Annotated in this window: 12 protein-coding genes and 3 rRNA genes; 10 read left to right on the top strand and 5 right to left on the bottom strand. The window is 66.2% G+C overall.

Annotated features, from left to right (window positions below):
• Nucleotides 1-118: 118 nt before the first annotated feature.
• On the bottom strand, nt 119-2,254 hold the full coding sequence (locus tag OHA61_RS16050) for a PQQ-binding-like beta-propeller repeat protein (protein ID WP_406303587.1): 2,136 nt from the start codon (nt 2,252-2,254) through the stop codon (nt 119-121).
• 156 nt (nt 2,255-2,410) lie between these two features.
• On the opposite strand from OHA61_RS16050, the gene OHA61_RS16045 reads away from it, so the two are divergent.
• The 3 genes from OHA61_RS16045 to OHA61_RS16035 are packed head-to-tail and all read left to right on the top strand — an operon-like array spanning nt 2,411 to nt 4,049.
• Nucleotides 2,411-2,710, top strand: a complete 300-nt coding sequence (locus tag OHA61_RS16045) for a peptidase (protein WP_406303586.1) — start codon at nt 2,411-2,413, stop codon at nt 2,708-2,710.
• A 21-nt stretch (nt 2,711-2,731) separates the two neighbouring features.
• Nucleotides 2,732-3,253: a hypothetical protein gene (locus OHA61_RS16040; RefSeq protein ID WP_406303585.1), complete on the top strand. Its 522-nt coding sequence runs from the start codon at nt 2,732-2,734 to the stop codon at nt 3,251-3,253.
• Nucleotides 3,254-3,278: 25 nt separating this feature from the next.
• On the top strand, nt 3,279-4,049 hold the full coding sequence (locus OHA61_RS16035) for a class I SAM-dependent methyltransferase (protein ID WP_406303584.1): 771 nt from the start codon (nt 3,279-3,281) through the stop codon (nt 4,047-4,049).
• Between the two features lie 27 nt (nt 4,050-4,076).
• Here OHA61_RS16035 and OHA61_RS16030 read toward each other — a convergent pair whose 3' ends face one another.
• Nucleotides 4,077-4,544 carry a hypothetical protein gene (locus tag OHA61_RS16030; RefSeq protein ID WP_406303583.1) on the bottom strand — a complete coding sequence of 156 codons (468 nt, stop codon included), beginning with the start codon at nt 4,542-4,544 and terminating at the stop codon, nt 4,077-4,079.
• Nucleotides 4,545-4,647: 103 nt separating this feature from the next.
• Between OHA61_RS16030 and OHA61_RS16025 the strand changes: the two genes are divergently transcribed.
• Nucleotides 4,648-5,460, top strand: a complete 813-nt coding sequence (locus OHA61_RS16025) for an ABC transporter ATP-binding protein (protein ID WP_406303582.1) — start codon at nt 4,648-4,650, stop codon at nt 5,458-5,460.
• Entirely contained in the window at nt 5,457-6,194 is a 738-nt protein-coding gene (locus OHA61_RS16020) for an ABC transporter permease (RefSeq protein WP_324981257.1), read from the top strand. The genes OHA61_RS16025 and OHA61_RS16020 overlap by 4 nt, the downstream gene beginning before the upstream one ends.
• Here the strand turns inward: OHA61_RS16020 and OHA61_RS16015 are convergent.
• Both OHA61_RS16015 and OHA61_RS16010 read right to left on the bottom strand, forming a co-directional pair.
• Nucleotides 6,191-6,808, bottom strand: coding sequence for a L,D-transpeptidase (locus OHA61_RS16015; RefSeq protein ID WP_406303581.1), 618 nt, complete (start codon nt 6,806-6,808; stop codon nt 6,191-6,193). The two genes, OHA61_RS16020 and OHA61_RS16015, sit on opposite strands and share 4 nt — an antisense overlap.
• A complete protein-coding gene (locus tag OHA61_RS16010; RefSeq protein ID WP_361917600.1) occupies nt 6,801-7,307 on the bottom strand; it encodes a SigE family RNA polymerase sigma factor in 507 nt (168 codons plus the stop codon). Before OHA61_RS16010 ends, OHA61_RS16015 begins: the two co-directional genes overlap by 8 nt.
• Nucleotides 7,308-7,445: 138 nt before the next feature.
• On the opposite strand from OHA61_RS16010, the gene OHA61_RS16005 reads away from it, so the two are divergent.
• Both OHA61_RS16005 and proC read left to right on the top strand, forming a co-directional pair.
• On the top strand, nt 7,446-8,378 hold the full coding sequence (locus tag OHA61_RS16005; RefSeq protein WP_406303580.1) for a L,D-transpeptidase: 933 nt from the start codon (nt 7,446-7,448) through the stop codon (nt 8,376-8,378).
• 85 nt (nt 8,379-8,463) lie between these two features.
• Nucleotides 8,464-9,273 carry a pyrroline-5-carboxylate reductase gene (gene proC / locus OHA61_RS16000; RefSeq protein WP_324981857.1) on the top strand — a complete coding sequence of 270 codons (810 nt, stop codon included), beginning with the start codon at nt 8,464-8,466 and terminating at the stop codon, nt 9,271-9,273.
• 38 nt (nt 9,274-9,311) lie between these two features.
• On the opposite strand, the gene trpS is transcribed toward proC, so the two are convergent.
• Nucleotides 9,312-10,307 carry a tryptophan--tRNA ligase gene (gene trpS / locus OHA61_RS15995; RefSeq protein ID WP_324981861.1) on the bottom strand — a complete coding sequence of 332 codons (996 nt, stop codon included), beginning with the start codon at nt 10,305-10,307 and terminating at the stop codon, nt 9,312-9,314.
• An 833-nt stretch (nt 10,308-11,140) separates the two neighbouring features.
• Between trpS and OHA61_RS15990 the strand changes: the two genes are divergently transcribed.
• The 3 genes from OHA61_RS15990 (at nt 11,141) to rrf (ending at nt 16,309) form a co-directional block, all read left to right on the top strand.
• Nucleotides 11,141-12,666 (top strand): 16S ribosomal RNA (locus OHA61_RS15990).
• A gap of 310 nt (nt 12,667-12,976) precedes the next feature.
• A 23S ribosomal RNA gene (locus OHA61_RS15985) occupies nt 12,977-16,100 on the top strand.
• Nucleotides 16,101-16,192: 92 nt separating this feature from the next.
• Nucleotides 16,193-16,309 (top strand): 5S ribosomal RNA (gene rrf, locus OHA61_RS15980).
• The 16S, 23S and 5S rRNA genes sit together here, the layout of an rRNA operon.
• The last annotated feature ends 52 nt before the right edge of the window (nt 16,310-16,361 follow it).

Here is a 16,361-nt window from a genome sequence, read left to right as displayed (position 1 = left end):
GCAGTTCAGCCCGTCCGGCGTTTGAGGACACGCGCGAAGCGCGTACGGGGGTCTGGGGGCTTGCCCCCAGTTCGGGAAGGGGCGGGTCGGGGAACAAGCCCGCCGCAGGCGCGCCGCCTCACCACCCCGCCGCGCCCCGCCCGTCCAGCGCGAACACCGACCCGTCCGGCGCCATCCCGTACACCCTCCCGCCCCCCGCCACCGGCGCCGGCAGCGCCGACGCGAAGGTGTAACGCCCGTCGTCCATACGGGGTTTCGACTGGCCGGTCAGCTTCCCCCGCACCGCGTCCACCGCCAGCAGCCGCCCGTCCCCCGCCGTGACATACACCGCGCGCCCGTCCGCCGCCGGTCGCGAGAGATGCGTGACCTGGGTCTCAAGACGCCACAGCTGCGCGGGTTTCCTCCCGCTCGTGTCGAGGGCGATCAGCGCGCCGCCCGACCCGCTCAGGTAGACGACGTCCCCCGACACCGCCACGGTCGCCTGCGCCTGGTCGAGCGGCGCGGACAGCACGATCCGGCGAACCGCACGCTTGCCACCCGCGGTGTCGATGCGTACGACCGCGTCGGTGAAGCCGTCGGTGTTCGCGGCGAGCAGATACAGCGCACCGCCGACGAACCGCACCGGGCTCAGCGCCCCCTTGACCCGCTTCTCCCACAGCACCTTTCCACTGCCCGGATCGACCGCGGTCACCAGCGTGGTCGTACCGTCCGGCGCGGGCGTCGCGCCCAGCGCGGGCCCGTCGCCGCCCGCGGACGAGACCCACTGGGTGCCGGGTCCGCCGCGCTGCCGGGTCCAGCGTTCCTTGCCCGTCGCGGCGTCGACCGCCCGCACCCGTCCGCTGTCGGTCACCAGCAGCACCACGTCGCCGCTGTAGCGGACCGAGGAGTACGGGGAGATGTCGAGATCCCAGCGCACCGTGCCGGATTCGGGGTCGAGTGCCTCAAGCCGGTTCCCGCCGGGCGCGACCACCTGAAGCAGACCTCCGGAGAGTACGGGCGTCATGCCCTCGTCGGTCTGCGCCGCTTTGTCGGCCGCCTTCTGCGACCAGAGGATCCTGCCGTCGTCGGGGTCCAGCCGGGCCGCCTTGATCCCGGGCGCCGCGCAGTACAGCCCGCCGTCCGCGGCCGCGCAGACCGGTGTCCTGTTCTCGTCGTTCCCGCCGCGCAGCGGCACACTCCAGCCGTGGAAGCCCTGTTCGGCGCGCGGCTTGGAGTGAGAGGGTCCGGGGCTCTCGCCGTCCGCCACCGTCCCGGCGACAACGACCCCCGCCGTGACCAGCACCGCCACCCCCGCGGCTGCCCACTTCACCTTCCGGCCCAGCCGCCGCCTCGGCAGGGGCTCGGCGGCGAGGCCCGGGGGAATGTTTTCGCGGGGGTCCGGCGTCCGCTGCACCGGTATGTAGGCCTGGGTGTCGTACGAGGACGAGGGCGACGACCCGCGCAGGGCGACCATCAGTTCGTACGGCGTCGGCCGCTCGTCCGGGTCCTTCGCCAGGCAGCGCCGGAACAGCGGTACGAGGTCGGCGGGCACCCCCGCCAAGTCCGGCTCGTTGTGCACCACTTGGTACGCCACGATGTACGGGCTGTCCGAGTCGAAGGGCCCGCGCCCGGTCGCCGCGTGCACCAGCACCGCGCCCATCGCGAACACATCGGCGGCCGGCCCGACCTCGCGCGGGCGCTGGAACTGCTCGGGCGCCATGAACGGCGGCGTACCGATCAGCTTGCCCGTCTCAGTCCGCAGATCGCTGTCCGCGGGACGGGAGATGCCGAAGTCGATGACTTTGGGACCGTCGGACGCCAGAAGTACGTTGCTCGGCTTGAGATCGCGGTGCACCACGCCGGCGCGATGGATGTCGCGCAGCGCCTCGGCGAGGCCTGCGCCCGCCTTGCGCAACTCCTGTGCGCCCAGTGGCCCGTTCCGCTTCACCCGCTCGGCGAGCGTCGGGCCCTCGATGAACAGCGTGGCCATCCAGGGCCGTTCGGCCTCCGGGTCGGCATCGACCACAGGCGCGGTGAACGCGCCGCTGACCTTCCGGGCAGCCGCGACCTCCTGCCGGAACCGGGCTCTGAACTCCGGGTCCGACGCATGCTCGGCATGGATGACCTTGACGGCAAGGCGCAACCCCGAGGCAGAGGTGGCCAGATGGACGACCCCCATACCGCCGTTGCCGAGGCATGCCTCAAGCCGGTACTGCCCGGCATATTCCGGATGCTCCGCTTCCGGGAACCGACCGGTGCTGCGCAGCGGTGGCATTTCCCCACCCCCGTGATGTTCGTGCACACGCGCGACGCACGGAGCCTAGTCGATGATGCGTCCGATGCCGGTGCGGCTTGCTAGCCTGCGCGGCGTACGGGCGAACCGTACGGATCAAGCCACATTGGCCAAGCCACATTGACGGGGGAGAGTTTCATGGCTGTCGAAGAAGTGCGGAGCGAGTCGGAGAGCTTCGGGGAAGCAACGGTCAAGCGCTACCCGGTCGCGCCGGGCGTCGCGCTGAACGTCCGCAGCGGTCCCGGCACCAACTACCGGCTCATCAGGGTGCTGCCGGTCGGGTCGCGGGTGCCGATCAACTGCCAGAAGCCGGGGGAGTGGATCAGCGGCCCCTACGGCACGTCCAACCTGTGGGACAACATCGCGAACGGGGAGTTCGTCTCCGACGCGTATGTGAACACGGGCAGCGACGGCTATGTGACCATTCGCTGCTCGTGACGCTACGGGGATAATCGCCCCGTGAGCGAGCAGATCCAGAACACCAGTGACGGCGCCGGTGACGGCCCGCAGCCCGAGCCCATCCTTTTCTTCGGCACGACCTGGGTGGGCCACGACAGGGGCTACGGGCCGCGCCGTGCCGCCGTCGCCGCCGGTTCGCTCGTCGCCGCGCTCGCGGGCTGCCTCGTCCTGCGCTTCGCCTACCAGGGCCTGGCGATCGCCGACATCGGCGGCTTCGTCAACATGCTGGTCGTCGTCATGTTCGCGATCTGCAGCGCTGTGGCCTTCCGCAAGACCTGGGAGGGCTTCACCCGCCGCCCCAGCGGCTCCGTCGGCGAGGACGCGCTGCGCAGCCTCAAGGCGATCGGCTTCGTCGGCGTACTCCTCGCGTACTTCTTCCGCTCGCTGGCCGAGGCGCCGGGGGAGAAGCTGCACCGCGAGGAGTACGAGACGGCTCGCAGCCAGTACGAGAAGCGCCGCGGGGCCCGCGCGGGCAACCCGGCCACGCGCAGGCCGAAAGGCGCCAAGTCCAAGCGTAAATAGCCGTGTCGCGGTGAGGATGCAGTGCATGACGACAACAAGTCACGCGCAGCGCGGGCTGTCCTTCGACGCGGCGGCAGCCCAGTACAACGCGGCCCGCCCCGGCTATCCGCCCGCCCTCTTCGACGCCGTCGAGGAACTGACCGGCCGTCCCCTCAAGGGCTCCCGGGTCATCGACGTCGGCGCGGGTACGGGCATCGCGACCCGGCTGCTGCGGGAGCGCGGCGCCCGCGTCACCGCGGTGGAGCCGGGCCCCGGTATGGCGGCCCAACTGCACAGCGTCCTGCCGGACATACCGCTCGTGCTGGGCCTCGGTGACGCGCTGCCGCTGGCCGACGGCTGCGCCGACCTTGTCACGTATGCCCAGGCCTGGCACTGGACCGACCCGGAACGTGCCTTCCCGGAGGCACTGAGGGTGCTGCGGCCGGGCGGTGCGCTGGCACTGTGGTGGAACGTCTCGGACCGCGACGTCCCATGGATAGCCGAGCAGGACGAACGGCTACGCAGCGAGCTGAAGGAAGGCGCCCATGGAGCCGCCGGCCCGGCCCGGCGCCTGCCGGAAGGGCTGGAGCGCGCGGAGCGGCGGGTCCACTGGACCCGGCGCGTCTGTCTCGACACCCACCTCGACAACCTCGGCAGCCACTCCCTTTTCCTGGTGCTGGGTGCGCAGGCCACGGCGTCCTTCCTCGCCCGGGAGCGCGCCGAACTGCTGAAGGTGTTCCCGGACGGCATCGTCGAGGAGGCGTACGCGGTCGAGCTCAGTGTCACCCTGCGCGCGTCGGGATCGTCCACCCGGTAGGTCCCGCGCGCGTATCTCCCACCCCCCTCACCGCCGGCCCCGCGACACCCGCCCCACCATCCCCACCACACCGACCACCAGCGCCCCTCGCCACAGCCCCTCCCACAGGCTGCCGAAGAACCCCTGCGACGTCAGCACCTGCCGCACCACCACGTCCGCCGCCACCATCAGCGCCCCCGGCACCGCCGCGACCCGCCACGGGTGGGCCGCCGCCCAGCGGCGTATCCGGCGGTCGGTATCGGCCGCCCCGGCGGCCGACGGGCCGCCACCCAGCACCGCCCCGGCCCCGCCGACCATGAAGAACAGCATCAGCGCGACCGACAAGGCTCCGGCCAGCAGCCCCAGCCCGATTCTGTCGTCGATCGCGCCGAACGCGAGGGCAATCCCGCCGCCCAGCCCGCCGACCACCGCCGCCGCGCGCCACGGCCCGAGCGTCGCCGAGGCGATGGCGAGACGCCGCCGCTCGGCCTTCGAGATCTCACTGTTGTGGCTCATATGTCCACAGTCCGCCGCCTTTCCCCCGGAGCGCCATGGGGGATGCCCCTGACACACCCCCCATCTCTTGACGCGGTCCAGCCCCGGGCGCATTATTCATCGCATGATGAATTCTTCTGGCCTGGCCGTCCTGGCCCGCGGCCTCACCGTCGTGCGAGGAGACCGCACCGTCCTGCGCGGTATCGACTTCAGCGTCCCGCCCGGCCGTATCACCGGCCTCCTCGGCCCGTCCGGCTGCGGAAAGTCGACCCTGATGCGTGCCGTCGTCGGCACGCAGGCCAAGGTCACCGGCACCCTCGAGATCCTCGGCAAGCCCGCCGGCGATGCCTCCCTCCGCTCCCGGATCGGCTATGTCACCCAGAACCCCTCCGTCTACGGCGACCTGACGGTCCGCCAGAACCTCGACTACTTCGCCGCCGTACTGGAACCCGGCCGCCGCCGTCGCGAGGCCCGCCGCGAACACGTCGCCCGCGCCATCGCCGACGTCGACCTCACCTCGCACACCGACTCCCTCGCAGGCAGGCTCTCCGGCGGCCAGCGCACCCGCGTCTCCCTCGCCGTCGCCCTGCTCGGCGCACCCGAACTGCTCGTCCTCGACGAACCGACCGTCGGCCTCGACCCCGTCCTGCGCCGCGACCTGTGGAACCTCTTCCACCGCCTCGCCGGAGAGCGCGGCGCGGCGATCCTCGTCTCCTCGCACGTCATGGACGAGGCCGAGCGCTGCCACCGCCTGCTGCTCATGCGCGAGGGCGAGATCCTCGCCGAGGACAGCCCCGACGACCTGCGCCTGCGCACCCGCTCGGAGACGGTCGAGGCCGCCTTCCTCCACCTGGTCGACGAAGCCAACGCCCGCCGGGCCGACGAGCGCGCCCCCCGGATGCCGAAGACCCAGGCCCTTGAGGAGAACGCCCGATGAGCACCTCACGCACCCTCGCCACGGCCGCCCGGGTCCTGCGCCAGCTGCGCCACGACCCGCGCTCCATCGCACTGATGGTCTTGGTGCCCTGCCTGATGCTTTTCCTGCTGCGGTACGTCTTCGACGGCAGCGCGCAGACCTTCGACTCCATCGGCGCCTCGCTGCTCGGCATTTTCCCGCTGATCACGATGTTCCTGGTGGCCTCCATCGCCACCCTGCGCGAACGCACCTCCGGCACCCTGGAACGCCTCCTCGCCATGCCGCTGGGCAAGGGCGATCTGATCGGCGGCTATGCCCTGGCCTTCGGACTCGTCGCCGTCGTCCAGTCCCTCCTCGCCACCGGCCTCGCGCTGTGGGCACTGGGCCTGGACGTCATCGGCTCGCCCTGGCTGCTGCTCCTCGTCGCACTCCTCGACGCCCTGCTCGGCACGGCACTCGGCCTCTTCGTCTCGGCCTTCGCCGCCTCCGAGTTCCAGGCGGTCCAGTTCATGCCGGCCGTGATCTTCCCGCAGCTGCTTCTCTGCGGTCTGTTCATCGAGCGGGAGAAGATGCAGCCGGTCCTTGAGGGGATCTCGAACGTCCTGCCCATGTCGTACGCCGTCGACGCGATGAACCAGGTCCTGCGCCACCCGGACGCCACGGGCGACTTCACCCGCGACGTCCTGATCGTCGCGGCCTGTGCGATCCTCGTCCTGACCCTGGGCGCGGCGACCCTGCGCCGCCGCACGGCCTAGTTCGGGACGATCACGTCCCCGACGTCGAGCTGGTCGTAGACCCACTTCGCGTCGGCAGAGCCCACTGCGATCACGTTCGAGGAAAACCTCGTGTTCTTGGACGCCTGCGCGATGTAGACGGGAGAACCGCCCGTCCTGGTCAGCTTCACCACCCACTGTGCGCCGTACACGTACTTGCCCCCCGAGAGCAGGTCGTCGGGCAACTCGCCCTTGGGGTACTTGTCGTCGACGGTGAGCCGGATCAAGGCGGTGCCTTCCTTGATCGACACGTCGATCGAGCGTGACCGGCCATCGCGCCCGGTGACTGTCAGCACCTTGTTCTGGGTGTCCAGGCTGGCGGCCGCCAGGGGCGGCGGTTTCGGCAACGAAGGGCTCGGGGTCGACGCGGCCGGCGGCTGGGAGGCCTTGCCCGCACCCATCACCTGCGGAACTCCGAGCGCGACGCCCGCCACCAGCAGGGCGGCCACAGCCGCCGTCCCCGCCACCCGCCGACGCCTGCCCCGCGCCTCACCGCGACGCCGGATCTGCCCGCCCGACAGTGAGGGCGGTGCCTGTGCATCCGCGGCCAGCACCCGCAACGCGGAGCCGAGCGCGTCCGGCTCGTGCTCAGACATGGCTCCCCTCCCTCTCGTCGGCGGACTCCTCGGGAGACAACAACTTCGCGAGCGCGGCGCGCCCACGAGACAGTCGCGCCTTGACCGTACCGGCCGGAGATCCCGTCTCCGCGGCGATCTGCTCGATGCTCAGATCGCAGAGATGATGCAGCACCACCGCCTGGCGCTGCACTTCCGGCAGTTGCCGCAATGCCTCCACCAGCACCGTGTGCTCGGGCCCCGGCCCCGGGGTACGGTCCGCCGGCGGATGGTGCCGCACCAGCTCCAGCCACCGCCTCGCCCGCCGCCAGCGGCTCACCGCGAGCCGCATCGCGACCGTACGGATCCACGCCTCCGGAGCCGCCTCGGCCAGGAAGGAGGCACGACGGTCCCAGGCCCGTACGAACGCCTCCTGGACCACGTCCTGAGCCTCGCCGTGATCCCCCGTCAACGCGTACAACTGCCCCACCAGGCGGGGGAAAGAGGCCGCGTAGAAGGTGTCGAATTCCTCCTCGGTCACGAGCGGTAGGACAGCCGACGCGCCCCCGCGGTTCCCTCGGAACTTTCCGCGCCGCTTCTGCAACCTCCCCCCGCTCCCCGTGCGTACAGAAGCCGAACCAGCACAGCTGACTCATCAGCTGACCCAGGGGGAGGAACCATGCGAGGACACTTCGGCGCCGCCGTACTCGGCCTGATCTGCGCTCTGTCGCTCACCGGCTGCTCGGGAGCGAGCGTCGCACCGGGCGCCGCCGCGGGATCGGCGCGACCGGCCGACAACAGTTCAACCACGTCCCCCGCGCCATCCCGGCCCACGGCCACCCCTCCGACACCCGCCACCCTCGCCCATCTGTCCGACGCCTCCGTCAACATCACCGAAGGCGAGCGGGTCGGCGTCGGCATGCCGATCTCGGTCACCTTCAAGCGCCCGATACCCGACTCGGAGCGCGCCGACGTGGAGCGCCGGCTGAAGGTCACCGCCAACCCCGCAGTCACCGGCGCCTGGGCCTGGATCAAGGACCGCAACCTCCACGACGGCCAGCGCGTCGACTTCCGCCCCCAGACCTACTGGAAGCCGGGCACCAAGGTCAGCCTCACGGCCCCCTCCCTCGCACGCTCCTTCACCATCGCCCGCTCACTCGTCGCGACGGTCGACGTCCGCAGCCACAGGATGACCGTGGTCAAGGACGGCGAGGCCACGCGGAACATCCCGATCACCACCGGCGCTCCCGGCTACGACACCTGGAACGGCACGATGGTCGTCTCGGACAAGCAGCGCCGCGTCTATATGGACTCCCGCACCGTCGACATCGCCGACACCTACCAGGGCTGGTACAGCTACGCCGTCCACCTCACGACCTCCGGCACCTACCTCCACGAGAACGACCGGGCCAACACCTTCGCGGGCCGCAGCAACATCACCCACGGCTGCATCGGCCTCGCATCCGACGGCACCGCCCGACGCTTCTACGAGCAGATAATCCCGGGCGACGTCATCCGCGTGACCAACTCCAAGGACACCCTCGCCGCAGGCAACGGCTACGGCGACTGGAACCTCTCCTGGTCCCAGTGGCGCTCGCGCAGCGCCCTGTGATCCCGCCCCTCGGACGTCACGGCACCGTCACGCCCCCGGTGCGAGGATGGCCGCACGTATCCCCACCGGCGAGGTGAACAGAGCCATGACCCAGACAGTCGCAGTTCTCGGTACGGGCAAGATCGGCGAGGCCCTCCTCAGCGGCATGATCCGCGCCGGCTGGCGCCCCGCCGACCTGCTGGTCACCACCCGCCGGGCCGACCGGGCCGACGAGCTCCGCACCCGCTACGGCGTCGAGCCCGTCACCAACGCCGAGGCCGCCAAACGAGCCGACACCCTCATCCTGACCGTCAAGCCCCAGGACATGGGCAAGCTCCTCGACGAACTCAGCCCGCACATCGCCGCGGACCGTCTCGTCATCAGCGCCGCGGCCGGTATCCCCACCTCCTTCATCGAGGAGCGCCTGACCGCGGGCACCCCCGTCGTCCGCGTCATGCCCAACACCCCCGTACTCGTCGACGAGGGCATGTCCGTGATCTCGGCCGGCAGCCATGCCACCGCCGACCACCTCGCCCACGCAGAGGAGATCTTCGGCGGCGTCGGCAAGACCCTCCGTGTCCCCGAGTCCCAGCAGGACGCGGCCACCGCCCTGTCCGGCTCGGGTCCGGCGTACTTCTACTTCCTCGTCGAAGCCATGACCGACGCGGGCATCCTCCTCGGCCTCCCGCGCGCCCAGGCGCACGACCTGATCGTCCAGGCCGCCATCGGCGCCGCCGTCATGCTCCGCGACAGCGGCGAACACCCCGTCAAGCTCCGCGAAGCCGTCACTTCCCCCGCCGGCACCACCATCAGCGCCATCCGTGAACTCGAGAACCACGGTGTACGCGCCGCCCTGATCGCCGCCCTCGAAGCGGCCCGCGACCGCAGCCGCGAGCTCGCCTCCGGCAACGGCTGAGAGTTCGCCCCCCACTGCCGTGGGGGGCGAACCGCGCCCTAGGCGGGCAGCAGCCCGATCGCCCGGTAGGCGGCGTCCACCCTCGGCCTGGCCATCGCCCTGGCCCGCTCTGCTCCCTTCCTCAGTACGTCGTCGACATGTCCCGGATCGGCCGCCAGCTCGGCATGCCGCTCCCTGACCGGCCGCAGCAGTTCCACCACCGCCTCGGCCGTGTCCTTCTTCAAAGCGCCGTACGACTCATATGCACCGGCCAGCTCGATGGGATCCCCACCCTCACAGGCCGCCAGCACTTCGAGCAGATTCGCGACACCGGGCCTGGCCGCCCGGTCGTACTCGACCTCGCGTCCGCTGTCCGTCACGGCCCGCATGATCTTCTTGCGGACGACGTCGGCCTCGTCGAGCAGATAGACGATCCCCGCCCCGGCCTCGTGCGACTTCCCCATCTTCGACGTCGGGTCCTGCAGATCCATGACCCGCGCGGCCACGGGCGGATGCGTCGCCTTCGGCACGGTGAACGTGTGCCCGTACCGCTGGTTGAAGCGCACCGCCAGATCCCGGGTCAGCTCCACATGCTGGGTCTGGTCGTCCCCCACAGGCACCTCATCGGTCCCGTAGGCCAGGATGTCCGCCGCCATCAGCACCGGATACGTAAGCAGCGACAGCCGCACACTCTGCCCGGCAGCCTGCGCCTGCGCGGCCTTCTCCTTGTACTGGATCATGCGGCGCAGCTCGCCGTCCGTGGCCGTGCACTCCAGCAGATACGACAGCCGTGCGTGTTCGTCCACATGACTCTGTACGAATACGGTGCACAGCTCCGGATCCAGCCCGGCCGCCAGCATCAGCGTGGCGGCCTGCCGACTGAGTCTGCGCACCCGCGCAGGATCGTGCTCCACGGTCAGCGCATGCAGATCGACCACGCTGAACAGCGCGTCCGCCTGATGCTGATCGACGTCGACCCACCGGCGCAGCGCCCCGAGATAGTTGCCCAGCGTCAGATGCCCCGTGGGCTTGATCCCGCTGAAGATCCGCGTCATCCCGCTCTCCGTCTCCTGTTGGAGCCGCCGCCACCGGCGGCCGGACTCCCGGAGGGAGAAACACGAACGGCCGCCGAAGCGGCGGCCGTTGAGTACCTGCGCAGGTGCCGGCCGCCGTCAGGCGGCCCACCACTGAAGGAGGCACGTACGCATAGTCATGCGAACGAGAGTACGCTGGCAGGCACCAGGTTGACAGCGGATTCCCACATCCGTACTGTTCTCCGAGTTGTCCGGCGTGAGCACCGACTACGGCCGGTCCCGGGACAACCATTCCGCAAGATCCACTACAGCAAGCGACTCTCCGTCGCCCGGCTTTCCGTGCGCTTTTGCGAAATGAGGAATCGGCGTTCGAACGGACGCAACCCCGATTAGCGTCGGGGGCAAGGATTCCGCTAAAGTCTCACTCGTCGGAACGGCTCAACGGCCGGAATGACAACCCGAGTTCGACCGGGAATCAGGCCCGAAAGGATCTGATAGAGTCGGAATCGCCGGAAAGCCGAAAGGCCGGAAAGCGAGCCCCGCTCCGACGGGGAATCGGACACGAAAGCGTCTGATAGAGTCGGAAACGCAAGACCGAAGGGAAGCGCCCGGAGGAAAGCCCGTGAGGGTGAGTACGAAGGAAGCGTCCGTTCCTTGAGAACTCAACAGCGTGCCAAAAGTCAACGCCAGATTGACAACCCCGGCCCATTTCGGTGGGTTGAGGTTCCTTTGAAAGTCCTGTCGGCCCTTTTGTGGCGGGCAGGCAATGACACAGCGAGGACGCTGTGGATGACCGGTCTTATTCCGACCGGTTGTCCCGCTCTTGTGGTGTTCGACCCGATTACGGGTAAACATTCATGGAGAGTTTGATCCTGGCTCAGGACGAACGCTGGCGGCGTGCTTAACACATGCAAGTCGAACGATGAAGCCCTTCGGGGTGGATTAGTGGCGAACGGGTGAGTAACACGTGGGCAATCTGCCCTTCACTCTGGGACAAGCCCTGGAAACGGGGTCTAATACCGGATACCACCTCCCGAGGCATCTTGGGGGGTTGAAAGCTCCGGCGGTGAAGGATGAGCCCGCGGCCTATCAGCTTGTTGGTGGGGTGATGGCCTACCAAGGCGACGACGGGTAGCCGGCCTGAGAGGGCGACCGGCCACACTGGGACTGAGACACGGCCCAGACTCCTACGGGAGGCAGCAGTGGGGAATATTGCACAATGGGCGAAAGCCTGATGCAGCGACGCCGCGTGAGGGATGACGGCCTTCGGGTTGTAAACCTCTTTCAGCAGGGAAGAAGCGCAAGTGACGGTACCTGCAGAAGAAGCGCCGGCTAACTACGTGCCAGCAGCCGCGGTAATACGTAGGGCGCAAGCGTTGTCCGGAATTATTGGGCGTAAAGAGCTCGTAGGCGGCTTGTCACGTCGGATGTGAAAGCCCGGGGCTTAACCCCGGGTCTGCATTCGATACGGGCTAGCTAGAGTGTGGTAGGGGAGATCGGAATTCCTGGTGTAGCGGTGAAATGCGCAGATATCAGGAGGAACACCGGTGGCGAAGGCGGATCTCTGGGCCATTACTGACGCTGAGGAGCGAAAGCGTGGGGAGCGAACAGGATTAGATACCCTGGTAGTCCACGCCGTAAACGTTGGGAACTAGGTGTTGGCGACATTCCACGTCGTCGGTGCCGCAGCTAACGCATTAAGTTCCCCGCCTGGGGAGTACGGCCGCAAGGCTAAAACTCAAAGGAATTGACGGGGGCCCGCACAAGCAGCGGAGCATGTGGCTTAATTCGACGCAACGCGAAGAACCTTACCAAGGCTTGACATATACCGGAAAGCATCAGAGATGGTGCCCCCCTTGTGGTCGGTATACAGGTGGTGCATGGCTGTCGTCAGCTCGTGTCGTGAGATGTTGGGTTAAGTCCCGCAACGAGCGCAACCCTTGTTCTGTGTTGCCAGCATGCCCTTCGGGGTGATGGGGACTCACAGGAGACTGCCGGGGTCAACTCGGAGGAAGGTGGGGACGACGTCAAGTCATCATGCCCCTTATGTCTTGGGCTGCACACGTGCTACAATGGCCGGTACAAAGAGCTGCGATGCCGCGAGGCGGAGCGAATCTCAAAAAGCCGGTCTCAGTTCGGATTGGGGTCTGCAACTCGACCCCATGAAGTCGGAGTTGCTAGTAATCGCAGATCAGCATTGCTGCGGTGAATACGTTCCCGGGCCTTGTACACACCGCCCGTCACGTCACGAAAGTCGGTAACACCCGAAGCCGGTGGCCCAACCCCTTGTGGGAGGGAGCTGTCGAAGGTGGGACTGGCGATTGGGACGAAGTCGTAACAAGGTAGCCGTACCGGAAGGTGCGGCTGGATCACCTCCTTTCTAAGGAGCACTTCTAGGCCGGCTCTGCCGGTCCAGAGGCCAGTACATCGGCGTACGTCCGATGCTGGTTGCTCATGGGTGGAACGTTGACTATTCGGCAGGTCTGACCAACTCGGTCTTCCAGTACTGCTCTTCGGAGCGTGGAACGGAGCCCGGGGCGGGAGACCTGCCGGGCGCGCTGTTGGGTGTCTGAGGGTACGAGCGTTTGCTCGTCCTTCGCGATGCCGGCCCCGGTGAACTCGCCCTGTTGGGTGGGGTGGTGGGTGGCTGGTCGTTGCTTGAGAACTGCACAGTGGACGCGAGCATCTGTGGCCAAGTTTTTAAGGGCGCACGGTGGATGCCTTGGCACCAGGAACCGATGAAGGACGTGGGAGGCCACGATAGTCCCCGGGGAGCCGTCAACCAGGCTTTGATCCGGGGGTTTCCGAATGGGGAAACCCGGCAGTCGTCATGGGCTGTCACCCGCTGCTGAACACATAGGCAGTGTGGAGGGAACGAGGGGAAGTGAAACATCTCAGTACCCTCAGGAAGAGAAAACAACCGTGATTCCGGGAGTAGTGGCGAGCGAAACCGGATGAGGCCAAACCGTATGCGTGTGATACCCGGCAGGGGTTGCGCATGCGGGGTTGTGGGATCTCTTTGTCATCGTCTGCCGGCGATGAGACGAGTCAGAAACCGTTGATGTAGGCGAAGGACATGCGAAAGGTCCGGCGTAGAGGGTAAGACCCCCGTAGCTGAAACATCAGCGGCTCGTTTAAGAGACACCCAAGTAGCACGGGGCCCGAGAAATCCCGTGTGAATCTGGCGGGACCACCCGTTAAGCCTAAATATTCCCTGGTGACCGATAGCGGATAGTACCGTGAGGGAATGGTGAAAAGTACCGCGGGAGCGGAGTGAAATAGTACCTGAAACCGTGTGCCTACAAGCCGTGGGAGCGTCGCGCGCAGAGTTTACTCTGTGCGTCGTGACTGCGTGCCTTTTGAAGAATGAGCCTGCGAGTTTGCGGTGTGTTGCGAGGTTAACCCGTGTGGGGAAGCCGTAGCGAAAGCGAGTCCGAACAGGGCGGTTTAGTAGCGCGCTCAAGACCCGAAGCGGAGTGATCTAGCCATGGGCAGGTTGAAGCGGAGGTAAGACTTCGTGGAGGACCGAACCCACCAGGGTTGAAAACCTGGGGGATGACCTGTGGTTAGGGGTGAAAGGCCAATCAAACTCCGTGATAGCTGGTTCTCCCCGAAATGCATTTAGGTGCAGCGTCGTGTGTTTCTTGCCGGAGGTAGAGCACTGGATAGGCGATGGGCCCTACCGGGTTACTGACCTTAGCCAAACTCCGAATGCCGGTAAGTGAGAGCGCGGCAGTGAGACTGTGGGGGATAAGCTCCATGGTCGAGAGGGAAACAGCCCAGAGCATCGACTAAGGCCCCTAAGCGTACGCTAAGTGGGAAAGGATGTGGAGTCGCAGAGACAACCAGGAGGTTGGCTTAGAAGCAGCCACCCTTGAAAGAGTGCGTAATAGCTCACTGGTCAAGTGATTCCGCGCCGACAATGTAGCGGGGCTCAAGCGTACCGCCGAAGTCGTGTCATTCCAGCATGAGGGCCAACGCCCGCTGGGATGGGTAGGGGAGCGTCGTGTGCCGGGTGAAGCCGCCGCGTAAGCGAGTGGTGGACGGTACACGAGTGAGAATGCAGGCATGAGTAGCGATACACGCGTGAGAAACGTGTGCGCCGATTGACTAAGGGTTCCTGGGTCAAGCTGATCTGCCCAGGGTAAGTCGGGACCTAAGGCGAGGCCGACAGGCGTAGTCGATGGACAACCGGTTGATATTCCGGTACCCGCTTTGAAACGCCCAGTATCGAGCCCATTAATGCTAAGGCCGTGAAGCCGTCCTGGAGCCTTCGGGCGAAGGGGAGTGGTGGAGCCGCCGGCCCAAGGTGGTAGTAGGTAAGCGATGGGGTGACGCAGGAAGGTAGTCCAGCCCGGGCGGTGGTTGTCCCGGGGTAAGGGTGTAGGCCGTGTGATAGGCAAATCCGTCACACATTAAGGCTGAGACCTGATGCCGAGCCGATTGTGGTGAAGTGGATGATCCTATGCTGTCGAGAAAAGCCTCTAGCGAGTTTCATGGCGGCCCGTACCCTAAACCGACTCAGGTGGTCAGGTAGAGAATACCGAGGCGTTCGGGTGAACTATGGTTAAGGAACTCGGCAAAATGCCCCCGTAACTTCGGGAGAAGGGGGGCCATCACTGGTGAGAGGACTTGCTCCTTGAGCTGGGGGTGGCCGCAGAGACCAGCGAGAAGCGACTGTTTACTAAAAACACAGGTCCGTGCGAAGCCGTAAGGCGATGTATACGGACTGACGCCTGCCCGGTGCTGGAACGTTAAGGGGACCGGTTAGTCACATTTCGGTGTGGCGAAGCTGAGAACTTAAGCGCCAGTAAACGGCGGTGGTAACTATAACCATCCTAAGGTAGCGAAATTCCTTGTCGGGTAAGTTCCGACCTGCACGAATGGCGTAACGACTTCTCGACTGTCTCAACCATAGGCCCGGTGAAATTGCACTACGAGTAAAGATGCTCGTTTCGCGCAGCAGGACGGAAAGACCCCGGGACCTTTACTACAGTTTGATATTGGTGTTCGGTTCGGCTTGTGTAGGATAGGTGGGAGACTTTGAAGCAGCCACGCCAGTGGTTGTGGAGTCGCCGTTGAAATACCACTCTGGTCGTGCTGGATGTCTAACCTGGGTCCGTGATCCGGATCAGGGACAGTGTCTGATGGGTAGTTTAACTGGGGCGGTTGCCTCCCAAAGGGTAACGGAGGCGCCCAAAGGTTCCCTCAGCCTGGTTGGCAATCAGGTGTTGAGTGTAAGTGCACAAGGGAGCTTGACTGTGAGACCGACGGGTCGAGCAGGGACGAAAGTCGGGACTAGTGATCCGGCGGTGGCTTGTGGAAGCGCCGTCGCTCAACGGATAAAAGGTACCCCGGGGATAACAGGCTGATCTTCCCCAAGAGTCCATATCGACGGGATGGTTTGGCACCTCGATGTCGGCTCGTCGCATCCTGGGGCTGGAGTCGGTCCCAAGGGTTGGGCTGTTCGCCCATTAAAGCGGTACGCGAGCTGGGTTTAGAACGTCGTGAGACAGTTCGGTCCCTATCCGCTGTGCGCGTAGGAGTCTTGAGAAGGGCTGTCCCTAGTACGAGAGGACCGGGACGGACGAACCTCTGGTGTGCCAGTTGTCCTGCCAAGGGCATGGCTGGTTGGCTACGTTCGGAAAGGATAACCGCTGAAAGCATCTAAGCGGGAAGCCTGCTTCGAGATGAGGACTCCCACCCCCTTTGAGGGGTTAAGGCTCCCAGTAGACGACTGGGTTGATAGGCCAGATGTGGAAGCCCCGCAAGGGGTGGAGCTGACTGGTACTAATAGGCCGAGGGCTTGTCCTCAGTTGCTCGCGTCCACTGTGTCAGTTCTGAAGTAACGAACTGTCGAGTCCCCCTTTGGCCGGGGGATTCCGGAATCGATATCTTCACAGTGTTTCGGTGGTCATTGCGTTAGGGAAACGCCCGGTTACATTCCGAACCCGGAAGCTAAGCCTTTCAGCGCCGATGGTACTGCAGGGGGGACCCTGTGGGAGAGTAGGACGCCGCCGAACAATCTTTAGCCTCAACCCCTGGACTCTGTCCGGGGGTTGAGGCATTTTTGCG

Origin of the sequence: Streptomyces sp. NBC_00885, from assembly GCF_045207475.1 — a bacterium.
In the GTDB taxonomy this organism is placed as follows: Bacteria; Actinomycetota; Actinomycetes; order Streptomycetales; family Streptomycetaceae; genus Streptomyces.
This window is presented reverse-complemented; position numbering and strand designations above follow the sequence as displayed.

Coding starts and splice junctions, on each gene's coding strand:
- OHA61_RS16050 (WP_406303587.1), bottom strand. CDS start 2,254: ATGCCACCGCTGCGCAGCACCGGTCGGTTCCCGGAAGCGGAGCATCCG.
- OHA61_RS16045 (WP_406303586.1), top strand. CDS start 2,411: ATGGCTGTCGAAGAAGTGCGGAGCGAGTCGGAGAGCTTCGGGGAAGCA.
- OHA61_RS16035 (WP_406303584.1), top strand. CDS start 3,279: ATGACGACAACAAGTCACGCGCAGCGCGGGCTGTCCTTCGACGCGGCG.
- OHA61_RS16030 (WP_406303583.1), bottom strand. CDS start 4,544: ATGAGCCACAACAGTGAGATCTCGAAGGCCGAGCGGCGGCGTCTCGCC.
- OHA61_RS16025 (WP_406303582.1), top strand. CDS start 4,648: ATGATGAATTCTTCTGGCCTGGCCGTCCTGGCCCGCGGCCTCACCGTC.
- OHA61_RS16020 (WP_324981257.1), top strand. CDS start 5,457: ATGAGCACCTCACGCACCCTCGCCACGGCCGCCCGGGTCCTGCGCCAG.
- OHA61_RS16015 (WP_406303581.1), bottom strand. CDS start 6,808: ATGTCTGAGCACGAGCCGGACGCGCTCGGCTCCGCGTTGCGGGTGCTG.
- OHA61_RS16005 (WP_406303580.1), top strand. CDS start 7,446: ATGCGAGGACACTTCGGCGCCGCCGTACTCGGCCTGATCTGCGCTCTG.
- proC (WP_324981857.1), top strand. CDS start 8,464: ATGACCCAGACAGTCGCAGTTCTCGGTACGGGCAAGATCGGCGAGGCC.
- trpS (WP_324981861.1), bottom strand. CDS start 10,307: ATGACGCGGATCTTCAGCGGGATCAAGCCCACGGGGCATCTGACGCTG.